This window comes from Aeromonas sp. FDAARGOS 1408 (assembly GCF_019048665.1).
In the GTDB taxonomy this organism is placed as follows: Bacteria; Pseudomonadota; Gammaproteobacteria; order Enterobacterales; family Aeromonadaceae; genus Aeromonas; species Aeromonas dhakensis.
This window is the reverse complement of the sequence record NZ_CP077394.1, coordinates 4,177,579-4,195,580: the sequence shown is the minus strand read 5'-3', so window position 1 is coordinate 4,195,580 and position 18,002 is coordinate 4,177,579. Positions and strand designations below refer to the sequence as shown.

Annotated in this window: 16 protein-coding genes; 10 read left to right on the top strand and 6 right to left on the bottom strand. The window is 63.3% G+C overall.

The genetic code is table 11. The annotated features are described in order from the left end of the window. Positions 1–32 precede the first annotated feature (32 nt). From I6L38_RS22695 to I6L38_RS19420, 6 genes are all read left to right on the top strand, one after another. Complete coding sequence (locus I6L38_RS22695; RefSeq protein WP_236660784.1) at positions 33–317, top strand: hypothetical protein; 285 nt, start codon at positions 33–35, stop codon at positions 315–317. 10 nt (positions 318–327) lie between these two features. Then, the gene (gene kdpA, locus I6L38_RS19440) at positions 328–2,022 is read left to right on the top strand and encodes a potassium-transporting ATPase subunit KdpA (RefSeq protein WP_201882046.1); all 1,695 of its coding nucleotides are present in this window, start codon (positions 328–330) and stop codon (positions 2,020–2,022) included. Between the two features lie 55 nt (positions 2,023–2,077). Next, positions 2,078–4,135, top strand: a complete 2,058-nt coding sequence (gene kdpB, locus I6L38_RS19435) for a potassium-transporting ATPase subunit KdpB (RefSeq protein ID WP_201882045.1) — start codon at positions 2,078–2,080, stop codon at positions 4,133–4,135. Positions 4,136–4,293: 158 nt separating this feature from the next. Continuing rightward, on the top strand, positions 4,294–4,821 hold the full coding sequence (locus I6L38_RS19430) for a potassium-transporting ATPase subunit C (RefSeq protein ID WP_216988844.1): 528 nt from the start codon (positions 4,294–4,296) through the stop codon (positions 4,819–4,821). Positions 4,822–4,923: 102 nt separating this feature from the next. Beyond that, a complete protein-coding gene (locus I6L38_RS19425) occupies positions 4,924–7,512 on the top strand; it encodes a sensor histidine kinase KdpD (RefSeq protein WP_017780325.1) in 2,589 nt (862 codons plus the stop codon). A gap of 38 nt (positions 7,513–7,550) precedes the next feature. Then, positions 7,551–8,234 carry a response regulator gene (locus I6L38_RS19420; protein ID WP_017780324.1) on the top strand — a complete coding sequence of 228 codons (684 nt, stop codon included), beginning with the start codon at positions 7,551–7,553 and terminating at the stop codon, positions 8,232–8,234. A gap of 4 nt (positions 8,235–8,238) precedes the next feature. Here I6L38_RS19420 and I6L38_RS19415 read toward each other — a convergent pair whose 3' ends face one another. Further along, positions 8,239–9,366 (bottom strand): multidrug effflux MFS transporter, encoded by a 1,128-nt coding sequence (locus I6L38_RS19415; RefSeq protein ID WP_201882042.1) that lies wholly within the window; start codon positions 9,364–9,366, stop codon positions 8,239–8,241. Between the two features lie 92 nt (positions 9,367–9,458). On the opposite strand from I6L38_RS19415, the gene I6L38_RS19410 reads away from it, so the two are divergent. Next, a complete protein-coding gene (locus I6L38_RS19410) occupies positions 9,459–10,283 on the top strand; it encodes a helix-turn-helix domain-containing protein (RefSeq protein ID WP_005307115.1) in 825 nt (274 codons plus the stop codon). On the opposite strand, the gene I6L38_RS19405 is transcribed toward I6L38_RS19410, so the two are convergent. Next, entirely contained in the window at positions 10,213–10,446 is a 234-nt protein-coding gene (locus tag I6L38_RS19405; protein ID WP_005307116.1) for a hypothetical protein, read from the bottom strand. The genes I6L38_RS19410 and I6L38_RS19405 overlap by 71 nt on opposite strands. 282 nt (positions 10,447–10,728) lie before the next feature. On the opposite strand from I6L38_RS19405, the gene I6L38_RS19400 reads away from it, so the two are divergent. After that, complete coding sequence (locus tag I6L38_RS19400) at positions 10,729–11,979, top strand: valine--pyruvate transaminase (RefSeq protein ID WP_201889732.1); 1,251 nt, start codon at positions 10,729–10,731, stop codon at positions 11,977–11,979. Positions 11,980–12,053: 74 nt separating this feature from the next. Here I6L38_RS19400 and I6L38_RS19395 read toward each other — a convergent pair whose 3' ends face one another. Both I6L38_RS19395 and I6L38_RS19390 read right to left on the bottom strand, forming a co-directional pair. Beyond that, positions 12,054–12,494 carry an Hsp20 family protein gene (locus I6L38_RS19395; protein ID WP_017766633.1) on the bottom strand — a complete coding sequence of 147 codons (441 nt, stop codon included), beginning with the start codon at positions 12,492–12,494 and terminating at the stop codon, positions 12,054–12,056. Positions 12,495–12,587: 93 nt separating this feature from the next. Beyond that, on the bottom strand, positions 12,588–13,001 hold the full coding sequence (locus tag I6L38_RS19390; RefSeq protein ID WP_010635612.1) for an Hsp20 family protein: 414 nt from the start codon (positions 12,999–13,001) through the stop codon (positions 12,588–12,590). 236 nt (positions 13,002–13,237) lie between these two features. Between I6L38_RS19390 and I6L38_RS19385 the strand changes: the two genes are divergently transcribed. Both I6L38_RS19385 and I6L38_RS19380 read left to right on the top strand, forming a co-directional pair. Beyond that, positions 13,238–13,942, top strand: a complete 705-nt coding sequence (locus I6L38_RS19385; protein WP_201889731.1) for a YafY family protein — start codon at positions 13,238–13,240, stop codon at positions 13,940–13,942. A gap of 66 nt (positions 13,943–14,008) precedes the next feature. Continuing rightward, entirely contained in the window at positions 14,009–14,386 is a 378-nt protein-coding gene (locus I6L38_RS19380) for a VOC family protein (RefSeq protein WP_216988843.1), read from the top strand. Positions 14,387–14,488: 102 nt separating this feature from the next. Here the strand turns inward: I6L38_RS19380 and gyrB are convergent, their stop codons facing one another. Both gyrB and recF read right to left on the bottom strand, forming a co-directional pair. Then, positions 14,489–16,900 (bottom strand): DNA topoisomerase (ATP-hydrolyzing) subunit B, encoded by a 2,412-nt coding sequence (gene gyrB / locus I6L38_RS19375; RefSeq protein WP_017766631.1) that lies wholly within the window; start codon positions 16,898–16,900, stop codon positions 14,489–14,491. Then, entirely contained in the window at positions 16,897–18,000 is a 1,104-nt protein-coding gene (gene recF, locus I6L38_RS19370; protein ID WP_017787844.1) for a DNA replication/repair protein RecF, read from the bottom strand. Before recF ends, gyrB begins: the two co-directional genes overlap by 4 nt. Positions 18,001–18,002 lie beyond the last annotated feature (2 nt).

The window sequence follows — 18,002 nt, the reverse complement described above, 5'->3', positions numbered from 1 at the left end:
CGGAAGAGTTTGTGACCATGCGATAAGCATGTTTGAAGCAGGCCTGTCACTATCAGGTCAGCCTCAGCGACTTGCAACCAAACCCGGCTCAGGCCGGGTTTTTCGATCTTTCTCCTCCCTCAAATAGCACCCACACCTGCTTTTTTACGCCGATTTTACGCCTGCCAAATCCGGCTTTATGGCGCCTTTACGCCGGTTATTCCTACCATTTGGTCGTCAATTACACCAATGGAGTCGATATGAATTGGCTATATCTGCTGCTGGTCCTCGCCCTCGCGGGCTATCTGCTGCGCGCCCTTGCGCGCACCCATGAGTGAGGAACCGGATATGTGGCAAGAGATCATCTATCCCGTCGCGTTCGTACTGCTGGTGCTGCTGCCGGCGCCTCTGCTTGGCAACTACCTGTATCGGGTATTTGAGGGCAAGAGTCGCTGGCTGGCTCCCGTCGAGCGCGCCACCCTGGCCTGCTGCGGCACGGACGGGCGCGAGCAGGACTGGAAGTCCTACGCCCTCAGCCTGCTGGCCTTCAACGGCGCCGGCTTCGGCCTACTGTTCCTGATCCTGCTGGCGCAGGGGCTACTGCCCCTCAACCCGCAACAGCTGCCCGGGCTGAACTGGCAACTCGCCTTCAACACCGCGGTCAGCTTCATGACCAACACCAACTGGCAGGCCTACTCCGGCGAGGCCAGCCTCTCCTACTTCAGCCAGATGGTGGGGCTCACCACCCAGAACTTCGTCTCGGCCGCCACCGGTGCCGCCGTCGCCATCGCCCTATTCCGCGGCATCGCCCGCCAGCAGACGACCCACCTCGGCAACTTCTGGCAGGATCTGGTGCGCTTCTGCCTCTACGTGCTGCTGCCGATGGCGCTGATCCTGGCGCTGCTGCTGGTCTGGCAGGGGGTACCCCAGAGCCTGTCTGCCTACCTGCCGTTCCACGCGCTGGAAGGCCAGGAGCAGCTGTTGCCGCTCGGCCCGGCCGCCTCCCAGATCGCCATCAAGCAGCTCGGTTCCAACGGCGGCGGCTTCTTTGGCGTCAACTCGGCCCATCCGTTCGAGAACCCGACCGCCCTCTCCAACTGGCTGGAGATGGTCGCCCTGCTGACACTGGCCGCCGCCATGGTCTGCACCCTGGGTCGCTACGTGAAGGACCTGGCCCACAGCCGCGCCATCCTTGTCGCCATGACCCTGATGATGGTGATCGGGCTCTTCGTCTCCATCACCCAGGAGCTGAAACCGGACCCCGCCCTCGCCCAGCTCACCACTGACGCCAGCAGCATGGCCGGCAACTGGGAAGGCAAGGAGAGCCGCTTCGGCCCCGTGCTGTCCAGCATCTGGGAAGTGGCCACCACCGCCGCCTCCAACGGCTCGGTCAACGCCATGCACGACAGCTTCACACCTCTCGGCGGCATGGTCGGCATGATCAACATGCTGCTCGGCGAGGTCATCTTCGGCGGGGTCGGCTCCGGCATCTACGGCATGATGCTGTTCGTGTTGCTGACCGTGTTCCTGTGCGGCCTGATGGTGGGGCGTACCCCGACCTATCTGGGCAAGCGGCTCGGCATCACCGAGATGAAATGGGTGGTCGCCAGCATGCTGGTGATGCCGGTCGGGGTATTGGTGATCGGCGGCATTACCCTGCTGATGCCGGACTCCGCCACCGTCATCGGTCACGACGGCCCCCACGGCCTGTCCCGGCTGATCTATGCCTACGCCTCGGCCGCCGGCAACAACGGCTCCGCCTTCGCCGGCCTGGCCGCCGCCGACAGCTGGCAGTGCATCGCCATCGGGCTGGCCATGCTGCTCGGCCGCTTCGGCTACATCATTCCGGTGCTGGCCATCGCCGGCCAGCTGGCCCGCGCCCCGCGCCAGGAGCGAAGCGAGGGGGACTTCCCCGTCAGCGGCCCGCTCTTCATCACCCTGCTGATCGTCACCGTGCTGCTGATGGGGGGCCTCTCCTTCCTGCCGGTGCTGGCGCTGGGTCCGGTGGCGGAACACCTGAGCCTGCTGGGAGGTGCCTTCTGATGCTGCACACCTCACTGATCGCCGTGGTCAACTATTCGATGCTGGGAGCTTTCCAATGAGCAAGTCCGCTTCAATGAGCACCGACACCCTCAAGGTGAAGGGCAAGAAACAGAAATCACAGATCATGCAGGCCATGGTGGAAGCCCTCTATCGCTTCAACCCCAGGGCGCTGCTCGGCAGCCCCATCCTGTTCACCCTCTGGCTGGCGGCCGTGATGGCCAGCGTGGAATCCCTGCTGGGGCAGCCTGTCTCCGGCGTTGCCCCTTCACTGGCCTGGCAGCTGACCGCCTGGCTCTGGCTCACCCTCTGGTTTGCCAACTTCGCCGAGACCCTGGCCGAGGGGCGCGGCAAGGCGCGGGCCGACAGCCTGAAGGCGGGCATGAGCCAGCTCAGGGCGCGCCGGGTCACCCATCCGCAGGATGACAAGGGGGAGTGGGTGCCAGCCACCAACCTGCGCAAGGGCGATCTGGTGCTGGTGCGCAGCGGCGAGATGATCCCCGCCGACGGCGAAGTGGTCGCCGGCATCGCCTCGGTCAACGAGGCCGCCATCACGGGGGAGTCCGCCCCCGTCATCCGCGAGTCGGGCACCGATCGCAGCGGCGTGACCGGCAACACCACCGTCGTCTCCGACGAGATCTGGGTGCGCATCAGCAACAATCCGGGCGAAAGCACCCTGGATCGGATGATTGCGCTGGTGGAAGGGGCCAAGCGCCAGAAGACCCCCAACGAGATGGCGCTGGACGCCCTGCTGGTGGGACTGACCCTGATCTTCCTGCTGGTGGTGGCCACCCTGCCCTGGTTCCTCGACTACAACGGCACCCAGGTGCCCCGGCTCTACCTGCTGGCGCTGTTCATCACCCTGATCCCGACCACCATCGGCGGTCTGCTCTCCGCCATCGGCATCGCCGGCATGGACCGGCTGGTGAAGCTCAACGTGATCGCCAAGTCGGGCCGGGCGGTGGAGGCCGCCGGCGACGTGCGCACCCTGCTGCTGGACAAGACCGGCACCATCACCTTCGGCAACCGGATGGCGGATGAACTGATCCCGGCCCCCGGTATCGATCCGGCCCTGCTGGCCCAGGCCGCCATGCTGGCCTCGCTGGGTGACAACACGCCGGAGGGCAAGTCCATCCTGACCCTGGCTGGCAAGAGCCACACCAGACCGAGCCAGCTGGAGAGCGACATCATCATCCCCTTCAGCGCCGAGACCCGGCTGAGCGGGCTGGATCGCAACGGTCATCAATATCGCAAGGGGGCAGTGGACGCCGTGCTGCGCTACCTCTCCCTCGATCGCAAGGCGGTGCCCGAGCCCATCCTCAAGTCGGTCGACAGCATAGCTCGCCAGGGCGGCACCCCGCTGCTGGTCTGCACCCACGAGAAGCTGCTGGGGGTGGTGTTCCTCAAGGACATCATCAAGCCGGGCATCAAGGCCCGCTTCCAGATCCTGCGCCACATGGGGATCCGCACCGTGATGATCACCGGCGACAACCCGCTGACCGCCGCCGCCATCGCCGCCGAGGCCGGGGTGGACGACTTCATCGCCGAGGCGACACCGGAGAAGAAGCTGGCCTACATCCGCCAAGAGCAGGCCGACGGCCGGCTGGTGGCCATGTGCGGGGACGGCGCCAACGACGCCCCTGCACTGGCTCAGGCCGACGTGGGGCTGGCCATGAACGAGGGCACCCAGGCCGCCAAGGAGGCGGGCAACCTGGTGGATCTCGACTCCAACCCCACCAAGCTGCTGGACGTGGTGCTGGTGGGCAAGCAGCTGCTGGTGACCCGTGGCGCCCTGACCACCTTCTCCATCGCCAACGACGTGGCCAAGTACTTCGCCATCCTGCCGGCCCTGTTCATCGCCGCCTATCCACAGTTGGGGGCGCTGAACCTGATGCAGCTGGGCAGCCCCGAGAGCGCCATCCTGTCGGCCATCATCTTCAACGCCCTGATCATCGTCGCGCTGGTGCCGCTGGCCCTGCGCGGGGTCAGCCTGCAGGGCACGGCGGCCAGCCTGCTGCGTCGCAACCTGCTGCTCTACGGTGTCGGTGGCCTGATCGTGCCCTTTATCGGAATCAAGTTGATCGACCTGGTTATCACCGGCCTGGGGCTGGTGTGATGAAAACGCAGCGCAATGGTATCCACGGCCAGATCGTGCACCCATGCATGGGCATCAAGCTGATCGACCTGGTCATCACCGGCCTGGGGCTGGTGTAACGGCATCACCGGATGCGGGGCAGACCCGCATCCACCCAACGCATTTGGAGCAAGAAAATCATGATAGCAATCAGAACCCTGCTGACCCTGACCCTGCTGCTGGGGGTGGCTTATCCGCTGGCCGTCACCGGGCTGGCCCAACTTATTTTCCCCTGGCAGGCCAACGGCAGCCTGCTCACCAACGACAAGCAGCAGGTAGTCGGCAGCGCCCTGCTGGCCCAGAAATTCGAGCGGGCCGACTACTTCCACTCCCGCCCCTCCGCCAGCGACTTCGCCCCCATAGGTGGCGGCGCCAGCAACCAGGGGATGAGCTCGCCGCTGCGGGCCGAATTTGCCGCTACGACGGCCAAAGAGCAGCCGGAAGCCAGGGTCCCCGCCCTGCTGACCCGCTCCGCCTCCGGCCTCGATCCCCATCTGCCGCTCGATGCGGTGCTGGCTCAGGTGGAGCGGGTCGCCGAGCAACGGGGGCTGGATCCCGTTCGGCTGACGGAGCAGGTCAAGTCGGCGGCACAAGCTGGTATCCTTGGCCCGCAGGTGGTCAACATTCTCCAGTTGAACCTGCAACTCGATCATCAAAAGGGCGCCTGAGGGCGCTCCTTGCCGTTCGGGGAGGCTCTCGTTCGACAACGGGGACAAGCATGAGCAATGAGGTCACGGCCGCGGTTCGGCCGATGGAACGGGAGCGCGGGGATGCGTGATGAAGTGAGGGCGGACGCCCTGCTGGCGAGCCTGGAACAGGAGCACAGGGGCAAGCTGAAGGTGTTTCTCGGCGCCGCCCCCGGCGTGGGCAAGACCTACGCCATGCTGCAGGCGGTGCGGGAACAGGCCAAAGAGGGGGTCGACATCCTGATCGGGGTGGTGGAGACCCATGGTCGCCAGGAGACCCTGGCCCTGCTCGACAAGCTCGCCATCCAGCCGCGCAAGCTGCACCTGCACCGCCAGCAGCGGTTGGAGGAGATGGATCTGGACGGCCTGCTGACCCGCAAACCCGCCATCGCCGTGGTGGACGAGCTGGCCCACAGCAACGCCCCCGGCAGCCGCCACGAGAAGCGCTGGCAGGATGTGGAGGAGCTGCTCGGCGCCGGCATCGACGTCTACACCACCCTCAACGTGCAGCACCTGGAGAGCCTCAACGATCTGGTGTGGCAGCTGACCGGGGTCAGGGTCAAGGAGACCCTGCCCGACCAGGTGCTGCTGGAAGCCGACAGCCTGGTGCTGATCGACCTCCCCCCCAAGGAGCTGCTCGGCCGTCTCAAGGAGGGCAAGGTCTATGTGCCCCACCAGGCCAAGGCCGCCCTGCAGTCCTTCTTCTCCCTCAACAACCTGACCGCCCTGCGGGAGCTGGCGATGCAGACCGCCGCCAGCCACGTGGAGGGGGATCTGCAACTGCAGTGGCAGGCCGCCGGCAAGACCACGCTGCCGCTAAGAGGCAAGCTGATGGTCTGCCTCGGCGACGAGCACGGCGCCGCCCTAGTGCGCTACGGCCACCGCTTCGCCCAGCGCCGCCAGCTGCCCTGGCTGGTGGTGCACGTCGACAGCAAGGGGCAGCGTTCCGCCGAACAGGAGCAGGCGCTGGCGCTCGCCTCCCAGCTGGGGGCCAAGGTGCTGACCCTCTCCAGCCCGGCGGTGGCCGACGCCCTGCTGGAGACGGCCGAACAGCAGCAGGTGTCGCAACTGCTGCTGGGCAAACCCCACAAGGCGCCGTGGCGCCGCTCGCTGGTGCAGCATCTGCTCAGGCAGGCACAGGGGCTCGAGATCACCCTGGTGGATACCGAGAAACGCAAACCCGGCCTGAACTGGCAGCCGCTTCACCCCAAGGACATTCGCCAGAGCCTGCTGGCGGTGGTCATCATGGGGACCACCTCGGCCGCCGTCTGGGGGCTCTCCCACTGGCTGCCGCCCGCCTCCCTGCCCATGCTGTTCGTGCTGGGGGTACTGGCCACCGCGCTCACCACCAGCCTGGTGCCCGCCATCCTGGCCGCCGTGCTGGGCTTCGTCGGCCACAACCTGCTGTTCACCGTCCCCTACTTCTCCCTCAGCGTCGCCAGCCACAGCGACCTGCTCACCCTGTTCGTGCTGCTCATCGTCGGCATCACGGCCGGGCGGCTCGCCTCCCGTCAGCGCCAGCAGCTGGTCGGCCTGCGCGAGACCCAGCAGCTGGGCAATGCCCTGCTCTCCCTGAGCCAGGGGCTGGCCACCGCCAGCAGTCCGGTCGAGGTGCTCAGGCAAGGGAGCCAGGCCATCTCGCTGGCACTGGGCCAGCCGGTGTTTGCCCTCGATCGGCACTACCAGTACTGGGCCGGCTCGACCGAGCACAAGCCGGGGCAGACCGACAAGGCGGCCATCGACTGGTGTCTGGCCCAGAAGCAGAGCGCCGGCGCCCACACCGCCACCCTCAACGCGGCCGAGGCCCAGTACCATCACCTCAGCGATGAGCTGGTGCTGGGCATACTGCTGGCCAATCCGCTCGCCTCCTCGGCCGAGCATCAGCTGCAGGCGCTGCTCACCGATATCCGCGCCGCCCTGGCCCGAATCGACCTCAACGAGCGGCTGGCCGACAGCCAGCTGCAGGCAGAGACCGACCGGATGCGCGCCGCCCTGCTCTCCTCAGTCTCCCATGATCTGAAGACGCCGCTCGCCACCATCATGGGCGCCGGTAGCACCCTGCTGGAATATGGTGACCGGATCAGCAGCGAAGACCGCAGCGAGCTGTTGCACTCGGTGCAGGAGGAGGCGCGCCGCCTGCACAGCTATGTGCAGAACCTGCTGGACATGACCCGCATCGGCTCACCCGACTTCCAGCTGAAACGGGACTGGGTCGATCTTGCGGATCTGGTGGAGAATGCCCGCCGCCGGCTCGACTCTTCCTGGCGCCAGCACAAGCTGCTGGTGCACTTCGATCAGCAGATCCCCCGCCTCTATGTGCACGGCGCCCTGATCGAGCAGGTGCTGGTCAACATCCTCGACAACGCCTCCCGCTACTCGCCGGCCGGCACCCCCATCGAGTTCAAGGTGATGCTGGCGGACCCCGACCTCATCATCGACATCATCGATATCGGGGTCGGCATCGCCGAGTCGGACCGCGACAAGATCTTCAACCTCTTCTACACCCAGCCGGTCGGTGATTGCGGCAGCCGTGGCACCGGGCTTGGCCTCGCCATTTCCCGCGCTATGATAGAGGTCCATGGGGGCCGCATCTGGGCCTTTTCCGGCCCCAACGGCAACGGCACCTGCATGCGCATCTCCCTGCCGCTGGCCCTCAATGCTCCGGCGGCCTGATGGTCGCCGCCCTTTTTCATCAGCGAGCTGGAGGTTGAATGGCTCACATACTGGTCATCGACGACGAGGCGGCCATCCGCCGTTTTTTGCGGATCAGCCTGATCGCCGAAGGCCATCAGGTCAGCGAGGCCGTTGGCGTCAACGAGGGTGTGGCGCAGTATCGCCACCTCAACCCCGACCTGGTGATCCTGGATCTGGGCCTGCCGGATGGGGATGGTCTCCAGGTGTTGCAGGCCATTCGCGAGCACCATCAGCATCCGGTACTGGTGCTGTCGGCGCGGGACTCGGAGCAGGAGAAGGTGCGGCTGCTGGATGCTGGAGCCAATGACTACATGAGCAAGCCGTTCGGCGTCGGCGAGATGATGGCCCGTATCCGGGTGCTGCTGCGCCAGCGGGCCGGGGTCAGCAGCGGTGAGTGCCGCCACTTCCCCCAATGCGGGCTGACCCTGGACAGCAGCAGCCACAGGGTCACCCTGGGGGAGGAAGAGGTGGCCCTCTCCCGCAAGGAGTTCGCCCTGCTGCAGGCGCTGGTGTGCCACCCCGGCAAGCTGGTGCTGCAGACCCAGCTGCTCAACGACATCTGGGGGCCGAGCCACAAGGAGGACACCCACTACCTGCGCATCGTCATCGCCAGCCTGCGCAAGAAGCTGGGGGATAACCCTCAAGACCCCGCCCTTATCGAGACCGAATCCGGCATCGGCTACCGCTTTATCGGCAGCTGATGTTTCACGTGGAACGACGCCAGCAACAACACAGGGCCAACAGACCGCATCCACCGAGCAGCAGACCGAGATCCTGCAAGCTGGCTGCAACCGCCAACCCCAGGCTGAGCAGCAGGTAGTAACCGAGCCCGAACAGGGCGCCGGCACTGCCCGCCACCTCCCTATAGGCCAGCAGCGCCTGGCTCAGCACATTGGGGATCGCCAGCCCGAATGCCACTACCACTCCCGTCATGGGCAGCAGAAACCAGAGCGACGCCTGACTCGCCCACACCAGCCAACCCGAGCCCAGAGCCAACACGGCGGCGAGCCGGATCAGGGAGGCAGGCGACCAGCCAAGCCCCAGCAGACGCTTGTTGAGCAGACTGCCCCCCAGGGTCGCCAGTGCCAGCACGATACCGGAGTAACCAAACTCACCCGCGCTCAGCCCCAGCCCGGCAAACAGAAATGGCGCCAGACTGTAGTAGCCGAACAGCATGGTATTGAACAGCGCCACCAGAGCGGCGCTGCGCCACAAGCCGGTATCACGCACCATCCGGCATGCCAGCGGCCAGAGTGCCACTCGCTGGGTGGTGATCGGCCGGGTTTCCGGCAACTGCCGGCTGGCCATCAGCAACAAGCCGACTGCCAGCGCCAGCAGGGCGCCAAATACCCCGAGATAACCAAAACCATCGGCCAGCAGGCCGCCGCTCACCAGCCCCAGCACCGGGCTCAGGGAGAGCGCTATGCCCATCACCGAGAAGACCCGCGCCAGATCGCTGCCCTGATAGCTGTCGCGCAGCATGGTCTGGGTCACCACTGAGCCCACGGCGGCGCCGAAAGCCGCAATGACCCGGGCCAGCAGCAGGGTTTCAAACTGGGTGGCCAGCAACGCCAGCAGGGTGCCGGCACCATAGGTCAGCAAGCCCGCCAGCATGGCTGGGCGCCGACCGATGAGATCGCACAACCGACCCCAGCAAACCACGCCCGCCGCAAACGCCAGAAAATAGACCGACAGGGTCTGGGATGCCTGCCCCTCGCTCACCCGAAACTCAGTGGCGATATGGGTCAGTACCGGGCTGTAGATGGTCTCCACTATCTGCGGAAACATCATCAGTCCGACCACCAGCCAGAGCGGTGGCAACTTGTTGTTCATGACAAACCTCCTTCACTAGAGGCCGTCATTCTAGAGTGACGCCAGATGTCTGATTACAATAAGCAGGACTATAAACATCAAGAATCGGACACATGGCCTTTATTCTTCCCGATCACCCTTTTGATCCGGACCAGCACGACGGCAGTGCCATCGGGATCGCCGCCGCCCTCGGCTGGCACGACTCTGGCCGCCACCAGCACAGGCGCCATCAGCTGCTGTTCGCCCAAGCTGGCTGCATGACCATAGAGCTGGACGATCAGGTCTGCCTGCTGCCGCCGACGCGGGCCGCCTGGTTGCCGGCGGGTCTGCCCCATCGGGTGCTGATGCGCGGGGTGGTGGCCTATCGCTCCCTCTACTTCCAGCCGGAGCCCGGCTTGCCGGCCGAGATGGCGGTGCTGGCGGTCAACCCGCTGCTGCGGGAGATCATCGAACGGATGGCGCTCTGGCCGTGGGACAAGCCGGAGGCAGAGCAGACCTGCACACTGGCATTATTGAAAGAGGAGCTGGCGCAAGCGCCGCGGGAATCCTGGCAGTTGCCGCTGCCGTCAGACGTGCGTCTGGCCGGCTGGCTGCAGGAGGTGAAACAGGGCGACGCCCTGCCCGATCGGCTCAACCGGCTGGCCGAACGGGTGGGTGCCAGTGACAAGACCATAGGCCGCATCTTCATGCGGGAGACCGGCATGAGCTACCAGGCCTGGCGTCAACAGTGGCGACTGTTGCGGGCGCTGGAGCTGCTGGCAGAAGCCGAGCCCATCAGCCGGGTGGCGGCTGCGCTGGAGTTCGCCAGCGACAGCGCCTTCATCGCCTTCTTCAGGCAACACACGGGGCAGACCCCCTTGCGCTATCTCAACTCTCGGGGTGAGTCGCATCGGCCGAGCTCGCCTCCACCACCAGGGTATCCAGCGCCAGCGGCTTGAGGTTGTGAATGGCTTCCGCCACCACGGCATGGGAAGCCTGCTGCTGCTGGGCCAATATTTCCTGCTCCAGCTTGACGCTGTCCAGTTCGGGTCTGGGGTATTCGTCGGCCATGACGTTCAGGCTCAGGCTGCTGGCAATCAAGGTTGCGATCAGGATTTTCATCTGGTGTGCTCCGGTGTGGTTGAGATGACCAGATGACTATTCCAATTGTCGTGCCACATCTATAACAACATGATTTTGTTTAAATTAATTGTTTTTAGATAATAAATGGCGCCAGTTGGAAAACATCCTGTAGTCAGGATTGAACCAACAAGTGGTCATTTTCACCACACTAGATTTTGCCTGCTGTTCCACGTGGAACGTCCCATTTTTTTGATCGACACCCGCTTTTAAACTGAGCTATGGTGCTAGCTCCCCCGTAACTGACTCTGGATCTGTCACTGAATGGAATTTTCCTTGTTCGGCGAGAAGTTCACTCGCCATGCCGGTATTACCCAACTCATGGATGACCTTAATCAGGGGCTGACCAATCCGGACGCCATCATGTTGGGTGGCGGCAACCCAGCCCCCATCCCTGCCATGCTGGAACGCTTTCAGGCCGAGGCCAAGAGCCTGCTCGACAACGGCGAGCTGGTGAAGGCGATGGCCAACTACGATGGCCCCCAGGGCAAGGACAGATTCACCAAGGCGCTGTCGGCCCTGCTCAGCAAGGAGCTGGGTTGGGAGATCTCCGCCCGCAACATCGCCCTGACCAACGGCAGCCAGAACGCCTTCTTCTATCTGTTCAACCTGCTGGCGGGCGAATTTGCCGATGGCCGCAAGAAGAAGGTGCTGTTCCCGCTCGCCCCCGAGTACATCGGTTATGCCGACTCGGCTCTGGCGGACGACTACTTCGTGGCCTACAAGCCCACCATCGAGAAGCTGGCCGATGGCCAGTTCAAGTACCACGTGGACTTCGAGAGCCTGCAGGTGGGTGACGACATCGGGGTGATCTGCGTCTCCCGGCCGACCAACCCGACCGGCAACGTGCTGACCGATGAAGAGATCGAGCACCTCGATCAGATCGCCCGCGACAAGGGCATTCCGCTGCTCATCGACAATGCCTATGGCGTCCCCTTCCCTGGCATCATCTTCAGCGAGGCCAAGCCGTTCTGGAACGCCAACACCATCCTCTGCATGAGCCTCTCCAAGCTGGGGTTGCCGGGCACCCGCTGCGGCATCGTCATCGCCGACGAGAAGATCATTCAGGCCATCACCAACCTGAGCGGCATCATCAATCTGGCACCGGGCAGTCTGGGCCCCGCCATCACCATTCCGATGATCGAGAGCGGCGAGATCATCGCCCTCAGCGAGCAGGTGGTGAAACCCTTCTATCGGCAGAAGGCGGAGCTGGCGGTGCAACTGCTGCGCGAAGCGATCCCCGACCCGCGCTTCCACATCCATAAGCCGGAAGGCGCCCTCTTCCTCTGGCTCTGGTTCGAAGACCTGCCGATCCACTGCCAGGAACTGTACGAGCGATTGAAAGCTAAGAACCTGCTGATCGTGCCGGGCCACTACTTCTTCCCCGGCATTGACGACCCGGAGTGGCGTCACAGCCGGGAGTGCATCCGCCTCAACTACTCCCAGAGCGAGGAGCTGGTGCGCCGCGGCATCGCCATCCTGGCCGACGAGATCAACGCCCTCTACGCCGACTAATCCGCTCGGCGATACAAAAACAGAGAGGCCTGCGAATGCAGGCCTCTCTTCTATCAGCTGGTCAGCGGTACTGTTTAGCCGGGCAGCGCCAGCTGCTCTGGCTTGCCGATGGGGATGGCGCGGGGCTTGAGCGCCTCCGGCAGCTCGCGGGCCAGCTCTATGGTCAGCAGGCCATGCTCCAGCTTGGCACCTTGCACCTCTACATGCTGGCTCAGCTTGAAGGCGAGCTCGAAGTCCCGCTCGGCGATCCCCTGATGGAGGAACTGGCGCTCGCCCATGGAGGCGACCTTGCGCCCCTTCACCTTGAGGGTGCCGTTTTCGGTCTCCAGCTCCAGCTCATTGCGCTCGAAACCGGCCACGGCAACCGTGATGAGGTAGCTGTCGTGATCGCGTTTTTCGATGTTGTACGGGGGGTAGGCCGAGGTCTTCTGATCGAACAGGCCTTCCAGCTCACGGGCCATCCGCTCGAAGCCGACGGCATTGGAATAGAGATGAGAAAAATCGAGGTTACGCATGATCCTATCCTTCTATAAAGCAACAGGGTTTACTCTCCACGGGCCCGTCAATCGGCACCCGGGAAACATCAACAATGCAACGAGGTCAGACTGTCAGCCGTTGATCTCGATCTTGCGGGGCTTCATCGCCTCGGGCACTTCGCGCACCAGGTCGATGTGCAGCAGACCGTTCTTCAGATCGGCGCCCTTCACCCGCACATAGTCGGCCAGCTGGAAGCGACGCTCGAAGCCGCGTTCGGCTATGCCTTGATAGAGGTAGTTACGCTCGGTATCGGCCTGCTTGTTGCCCTTCACCGTCAGCAGATTTTCCTGGAAGCTCAGCTCCAGCTCTTCCTGGGTAAAGCCCGCCACCGCCATGCTGATGCGGTAGTCGCTGTCACCCAGCTGTTCGATGTTGTAGGGGGGATAACCGGCATTGCCATTGCTGGCGGCAGATTCGATGAGATTGGCCAGACGATCGAAACCGATGGCAGAACGATAGAGCGGAGAAAAGTCGATAGAACGCATAGTATTACCCTCTTTTGAGCGATAACGGATTGTTTGCCCTCCTGATGGACGGGCACCTGGTCGAAACCTCTGTCGAGCGTTCCGGCCTTGTTATCTATATAGGGGCCCGCTTTCGGCTTTCAAGGGCCCTGATCGAAAAATCTTCTCTCCACCCATTTGCAGGCTTTTCCCTCATTGGGCTTCCTACCCTGGTCACAAACATGGCACCCTGAGCGGAGATCTTGAGGAGTCACATCATGTCCCGTTCCGAACGCCTGCTGGCCCTGCTGCAACTGCTGCGCGGCCACCGCTACGCCATCACCGGCAGCGAGCTGGCCAGCCAGCTTGACATCAGTCTGCGCACTCTCTATCGGGATATCGCCACCCTGCAGGCACAGGGCGCCCACATCGAGGGGGAAGCGGGTATCGGCTATGTCCTGCGCCCCGGCTTCATGCTGCCGCCGCTGATGTTCAGCGAAGAGGAACTGGATGCACTGGTACTGGGCTCACGCTGGGTGGCGGCCCATGCCGATCATGCCCTCAGCACCGCCGCCAGCAGCACGCTGGCCAAGATAGAGGCCGTGCTGCCCGCCGATTATCGCCAACAGCTGCATGCCAATGCCCTGCTGATCGGCACCGCTCGCGGTGACAGCCCCGTCGATGAGGCTCCGCTGCGCAGCGCCATCCGCCAGCAGCGCAAGGTGACCCTGAGCTATCGGGATCTCAAGGAAGCGAGTTCGGAGCGCACCGTCTGGCCCTGTGCCCTCGGCTACTTCGACCAGGTGCGGATACTGGTGGCCTGGTGCGAGCTGCGCCAGGGCTTTCGCCACTTTCGGGTGGACAGGATCAGCGCGATGCGGCTGGAGGCGGAACCTTATCCTGGCAATCGGGAACGGTTGCTCAAGGAGTGGCGCACCAGCCAGCAGATCCCGCAACCCAGATTCATTGCTGACAGAAACTGACAGCAGGCGGCGCCATGCTGATGGGGTCGGCGCCGATGCGCCATCTCACCAGCAAGGAGCATCACCATGTTAGTCCCCCAATTCACCATCCTCTATGTTGCCAACCCGGCCCGCAGTGCGCTCTTCTACCGCGAGCTGTTCGGCCGCCCACCGGTGGAAGAGTCCTCCACCTTTGCCATGTTCGTGTTCGAATCGGGCGCCAAGCTGGCACTCTGGTCCAGCGCCACGGTCGAACCCGCCGTGACCCAAACGGCCGGGGCCATGGAGCTGGCCTTCGCCCTCCCCGATGATGCCGCCGTCGATCGCCAGTCTGCGGAGTGGCAGGCGCGCGGGCTCACCCTGATCCAGGCACCGACCCGGATGGAGTTTGGCTACACCTGTATGGCCCTCGATCCGGACGGCCATCGCCTGCGCCTCTACTGCCCTGCACCTGAGCTGGGGTAATCGGGTTCAATGTTTCACGTGGAACGTGCCACCTCCTCCGCCAGAAAAACAAAAAGCCGCTCACAGGGAGCGGCTTTTTTATATCGTACTGACAGCGTCGAATTAGACGTCGAGGTTGGCCACGCGCAGGGCGTTGGTCTCGATAAAGTCGCGACGCGGCTCTACTGCGTCACCCATCAGGGTGGAGAAGAGCTGGTCAGCACCGACGGCATCATCGATGGTGACACGCAGCATGCGACGGGCTTCCGGATCCATGGTGGTTTCCCACAGCTGATCCGGGTTCATCTCACCCAACCCTTTATAGCGCTGGATGTAGATGCCGCGCTTGCCTTCGCCCATCAGCCACTCGACCGCTTCGACGAAGCTGGCGACCGGCTTCACCTTCTCGCCACGCTTGATGTAACCACCTTCCTCGATCAGGTTGGCAATCTCCTTGCCCAGCGAGACCAGCTGACGGTACTCGGAGGATTGCAGGAAGTCGTAGCTGATCGGGTATTCGCGGTCGACACCGTGCTGACGTACCACGGCGTGCGGCACGAACAGACGGCGCTCTTCATCGCGGCGCACCTGCATCTGATACTGGATGCCGTGGTTGCTCTCGTTGAGCACGGCTTCCATGCTCTGGCACCAGGCCTGCAGATCGCTCTCGCTGGTCAGCAGGGCTTCGTTCAGTTCCGGCTGATAGATCAGCTGGGTCAGCACGGCTTCCGGCGCACGGCGGGACATCCGGGTGATGAGGTGGGTCACGGCGCGATGCTGGTTGACCAGACGCTCCAGTGCCTCGCCACCGATGGCCGGGGCAGACTCGTTGACGTGCAGGGTTGCACCATCCAGCGCCATGGCGGTCTGGTATTGCAGCAGCGCATCCTCGTCTTTCAGATACTGCTCCTGCTTGCCCTTCTTCACCTTGTAGAGCGGCGGCTGGGCGATGTAGACATAACCACGCTCGATGATTTCCGGCATCTGACGATAGAAGAAGGTCAGCAGCAGGGTACGGATGTGCGCACCATCGACGTCCGCATCGGTCATGATGATGATGTTGTGATAACGCAGCTTGTCCGGGTTGTACTCGTCGCGACCGATACCACAGCCCAGTGCGGTGATCAGAGTGCCCACCTCCTGGGAGGAGATCATCTTGTCAAAACGGGCCTTCTCCACGTTCAGGATCTTGCCCTTGAGCGGCAGGATGGCCTGGTTCTTCCGGTTGCGACCCTGCTTGGCGGAACCGCCAGCAGAGTCCCCTTCCACTATGTAGAGTTCGGAGAGCGCCGGGTCTTTTTCCTGACAGTCGGCCAGCTTGCCGGGCAGACCGGCGATATCCAGCGCGCCCTTGCGGCGGGTCAGTTCGCGGGCCTTGCGGGCCGCTTCACGGGCACGGGCCGCATCGATGATCTTGTTGACCACGATCTTGGCATCGCCCGGGTTTTCCAGCAGGAAGTCGGCCAGCTTCTCACCCATCGCCTGTTCGACTGCGGTCTTCACTTCGGAAGAGACCAATTTGTCCTTGGTCTGGGAGGAGAACTTGGGATCCGGCACCTTGACGGAGATAACGGCAATCAGACCTTCACGCACGTCGTCGCCACTGGCGGCAGACTTGGCCTTCTTGCTGTAGTCCTCTTTGTCCATGTAGGAGTTGAGGGTACGGGTCAGCGCGGTACGGAAGCCCACCAGGTGGGTGCCGCCATCACGCTGCGGAATGTTGTTGGTGAAGCAGTAGACCCCTTCCTGATAGGCGTCGTTCCACTGCATCGCCACTTCAACGCCGATGCCGTCCTGCTCGGTGGTGAAGTGGAACACCTTCGGGTGGATCGGGGTCTTGTTCTGGTTCAGGTACTCGACAAACGCCTTGATGCCGCCTTCGTAGCAGAAGTGCGCCTCGCGGCCGTCACGCTCGTCCATCAGACGGATGGAGACGCCGGAGTTGAGGAAGGAGAGCTCGCGCAGACGCTTGGCCAGGATCTCGTAGTGGAACAAGGTGTCGCTGAAGATGGTCGGGCTCGGCCAGAAACGCACTTCGGTCCCGGTGGTGGTGGCATCGCCGATCTGCTTGAGCGGGGCCTGTGGCTCGCCCAGGTGATAGGTCTGCTCGTAGACGTGACCGTTGCGACGGATGGTCAGCAACAGCTTGTCAGAGAGCGCGTTCACCACGGAGACGCCCACGCCGTGCAGACCGCCGGACACCTTGTAGGAGTTGTCATCGAATTTACCGCCGGCGTGCAGCACGGTCATGATGACCTCTGCGGCGGAGCGACCCTCTTCCGGGTGAATGTCGACAGGAATGCCGCGGCCGTTGTCACGGACGGAGACGGAACCATCGGAGTGGATCTTGACCTGAATATCGGAGCAGTAGCCAGCGAGCGCCTCGTCAATGGAGTTATCGACCACTTCGAACACCATGTGGTGCAGGCCCGAGCCATCATCCGTATCGCCGATATACATCCCCGGGCGCTTGCGGACCGCATCCAGGCCCTTCAGTACCTTGATATTCGAGGAGTCGTAAGTATTTTCACTCATAGCTTACTCTCTGCCTTCTCTAACGTTTCGGAGATCTTGCCTTGTTCCACGTGGAACAACTTGCAGTCATTCGCATCCATCATGTCTGCGAGCTGACCGGTGTCGATGGCGGTGATGAACACCTGGGACGCACACTGCTTCAGCCTTGCGGCCAGCAAGCGGCGCTTGTCGACATCCAGTTCAGAGGCAAAATCGTCAATTAAAAAAATACAGCCACGGCTGCTATGTTGATTCAAATAGAGCCCTTGGGCCAGTCGCATGGCACAGACCAACAACTTCAACTGACCCCTGGACAAAATATCCTGAGCGGGCACACCGTTCGCCTTGAGGCGCACATCGGCCTTCTGCGGACCAACGCCCGTGTAACCCAGCGTCCGATCCCGCTCAAACCCCGCCTCCAGCAACTCATTGAGCGGGGTATCTTTTTCCCAGCCTCGATAGAATCCAAGGCTGATGTCGAACTCCGGCAAAAAGTCCGCCGTCATCTCCTTGATCAAGGGGGTAATGGCCTGACAATAACTGGCGCGAAACTCGGCCAGCTCTCCCCCCAACCGCACCAACTCCTGATCCCAGAACGCCAGTTGGCGATACTGGGTGCTCTGGCGCAGCAGTGCATTACGCTGTTTCAGCAGCCGCCGTACCCGTCCCCACAAGGAGAAGAAGGTCGGTTCCTGATGAAAAACACCCCAGTCGAGCCAGGCGCGCCTAGCCTGGGGCCCGCCGGTCAGCAGGTTGAAGCCATCCGGGTGGATCAGCTGCACCGGCAGCAGCTCGGCCAGGTCGGCCAGGCGCTGGGCCTGGGCACCGGCAATCTTTAGCTGGGTCTCGCCACTCTTGTCCTTGGCGAGGCCGATGGGAACCTGTCGCCCTTCCAGTTCACACTGGGCGAACAGGGTAAACGCCCTCTCCCCCTGGCGGATGACCCGCCCGGTCAGGTGAGTGCGAAAGGAGCGACCGAGACCGAGGTAGTGAATGGCTTCCAGCACGCTGGTCTTGCCACTGCCGTTGCACCCGACCAGGATATTGAGGCCGGGTGACAGCGCGAGACTGGCCTGCTGGATATTGCGAAAGTCGCTGAGCTGGAGTTTGACCAGGGACACGA

What these genes read in the sequence shown, in the direction of transcription:
- I6L38_RS19405 (WP_005307116.1), bottom strand. Translation starts at nt 10,446, where the DNA reads ATGAAAATCCTGATCGCAACCTTGATTGCCAGCAGCCTGAGCCTGAAC.
- kdpA (WP_201882046.1), top strand. Translation starts at nt 328, where the DNA reads ATGTGGCAAGAGATCATCTATCCCGTCGCGTTCGTACTGCTGGTGCTG.
- I6L38_RS19400 (WP_201889732.1), top strand. Translation starts at nt 10,729, where the DNA reads ATGGAATTTTCCTTGTTCGGCGAGAAGTTCACTCGCCATGCCGGTATT.
- I6L38_RS19425 (WP_017780325.1), top strand. Translation starts at nt 4,924, where the DNA reads ATGCGTGATGAAGTGAGGGCGGACGCCCTGCTGGCGAGCCTGGAACAG.
- I6L38_RS19410 (WP_005307115.1), top strand. Translation starts at nt 9,459, where the DNA reads ATGGCCTTTATTCTTCCCGATCACCCTTTTGATCCGGACCAGCACGAC.
- I6L38_RS19390 (WP_010635612.1), bottom strand. Translation starts at nt 13,001, where the DNA reads ATGCGTTCTATCGACTTTTCTCCGCTCTATCGTTCTGCCATCGGTTTC.
- I6L38_RS19395 (WP_017766633.1), bottom strand. Translation starts at nt 12,494, where the DNA reads ATGCGTAACCTCGATTTTTCTCATCTCTATTCCAATGCCGTCGGCTTC.
- kdpB (WP_201882045.1), top strand. Translation starts at nt 2,078, where the DNA reads ATGAGCAAGTCCGCTTCAATGAGCACCGACACCCTCAAGGTGAAGGGC.
- I6L38_RS19430 (WP_216988844.1), top strand. Translation starts at nt 4,294, where the DNA reads ATGATAGCAATCAGAACCCTGCTGACCCTGACCCTGCTGCTGGGGGTG.
- I6L38_RS19415 (WP_201882042.1), bottom strand. Translation starts at nt 9,366, where the DNA reads ATGAACAACAAGTTGCCACCGCTCTGGCTGGTGGTCGGACTGATGATG.
- I6L38_RS19420 (WP_017780324.1), top strand. Translation starts at nt 7,551, where the DNA reads ATGGCTCACATACTGGTCATCGACGACGAGGCGGCCATCCGCCGTTTT.
- I6L38_RS19385 (WP_201889731.1), top strand. Translation starts at nt 13,238, where the DNA reads ATGTCCCGTTCCGAACGCCTGCTGGCCCTGCTGCAACTGCTGCGCGGC.
- gyrB (WP_017766631.1), bottom strand. Translation starts at nt 16,900, where the DNA reads ATGAGTGAAAATACTTACGACTCCTCGAATATCAAGGTACTGAAGGGC.
- I6L38_RS19380 (WP_216988843.1), top strand. Translation starts at nt 14,009, where the DNA reads ATGTTAGTCCCCCAATTCACCATCCTCTATGTTGCCAACCCGGCCCGC.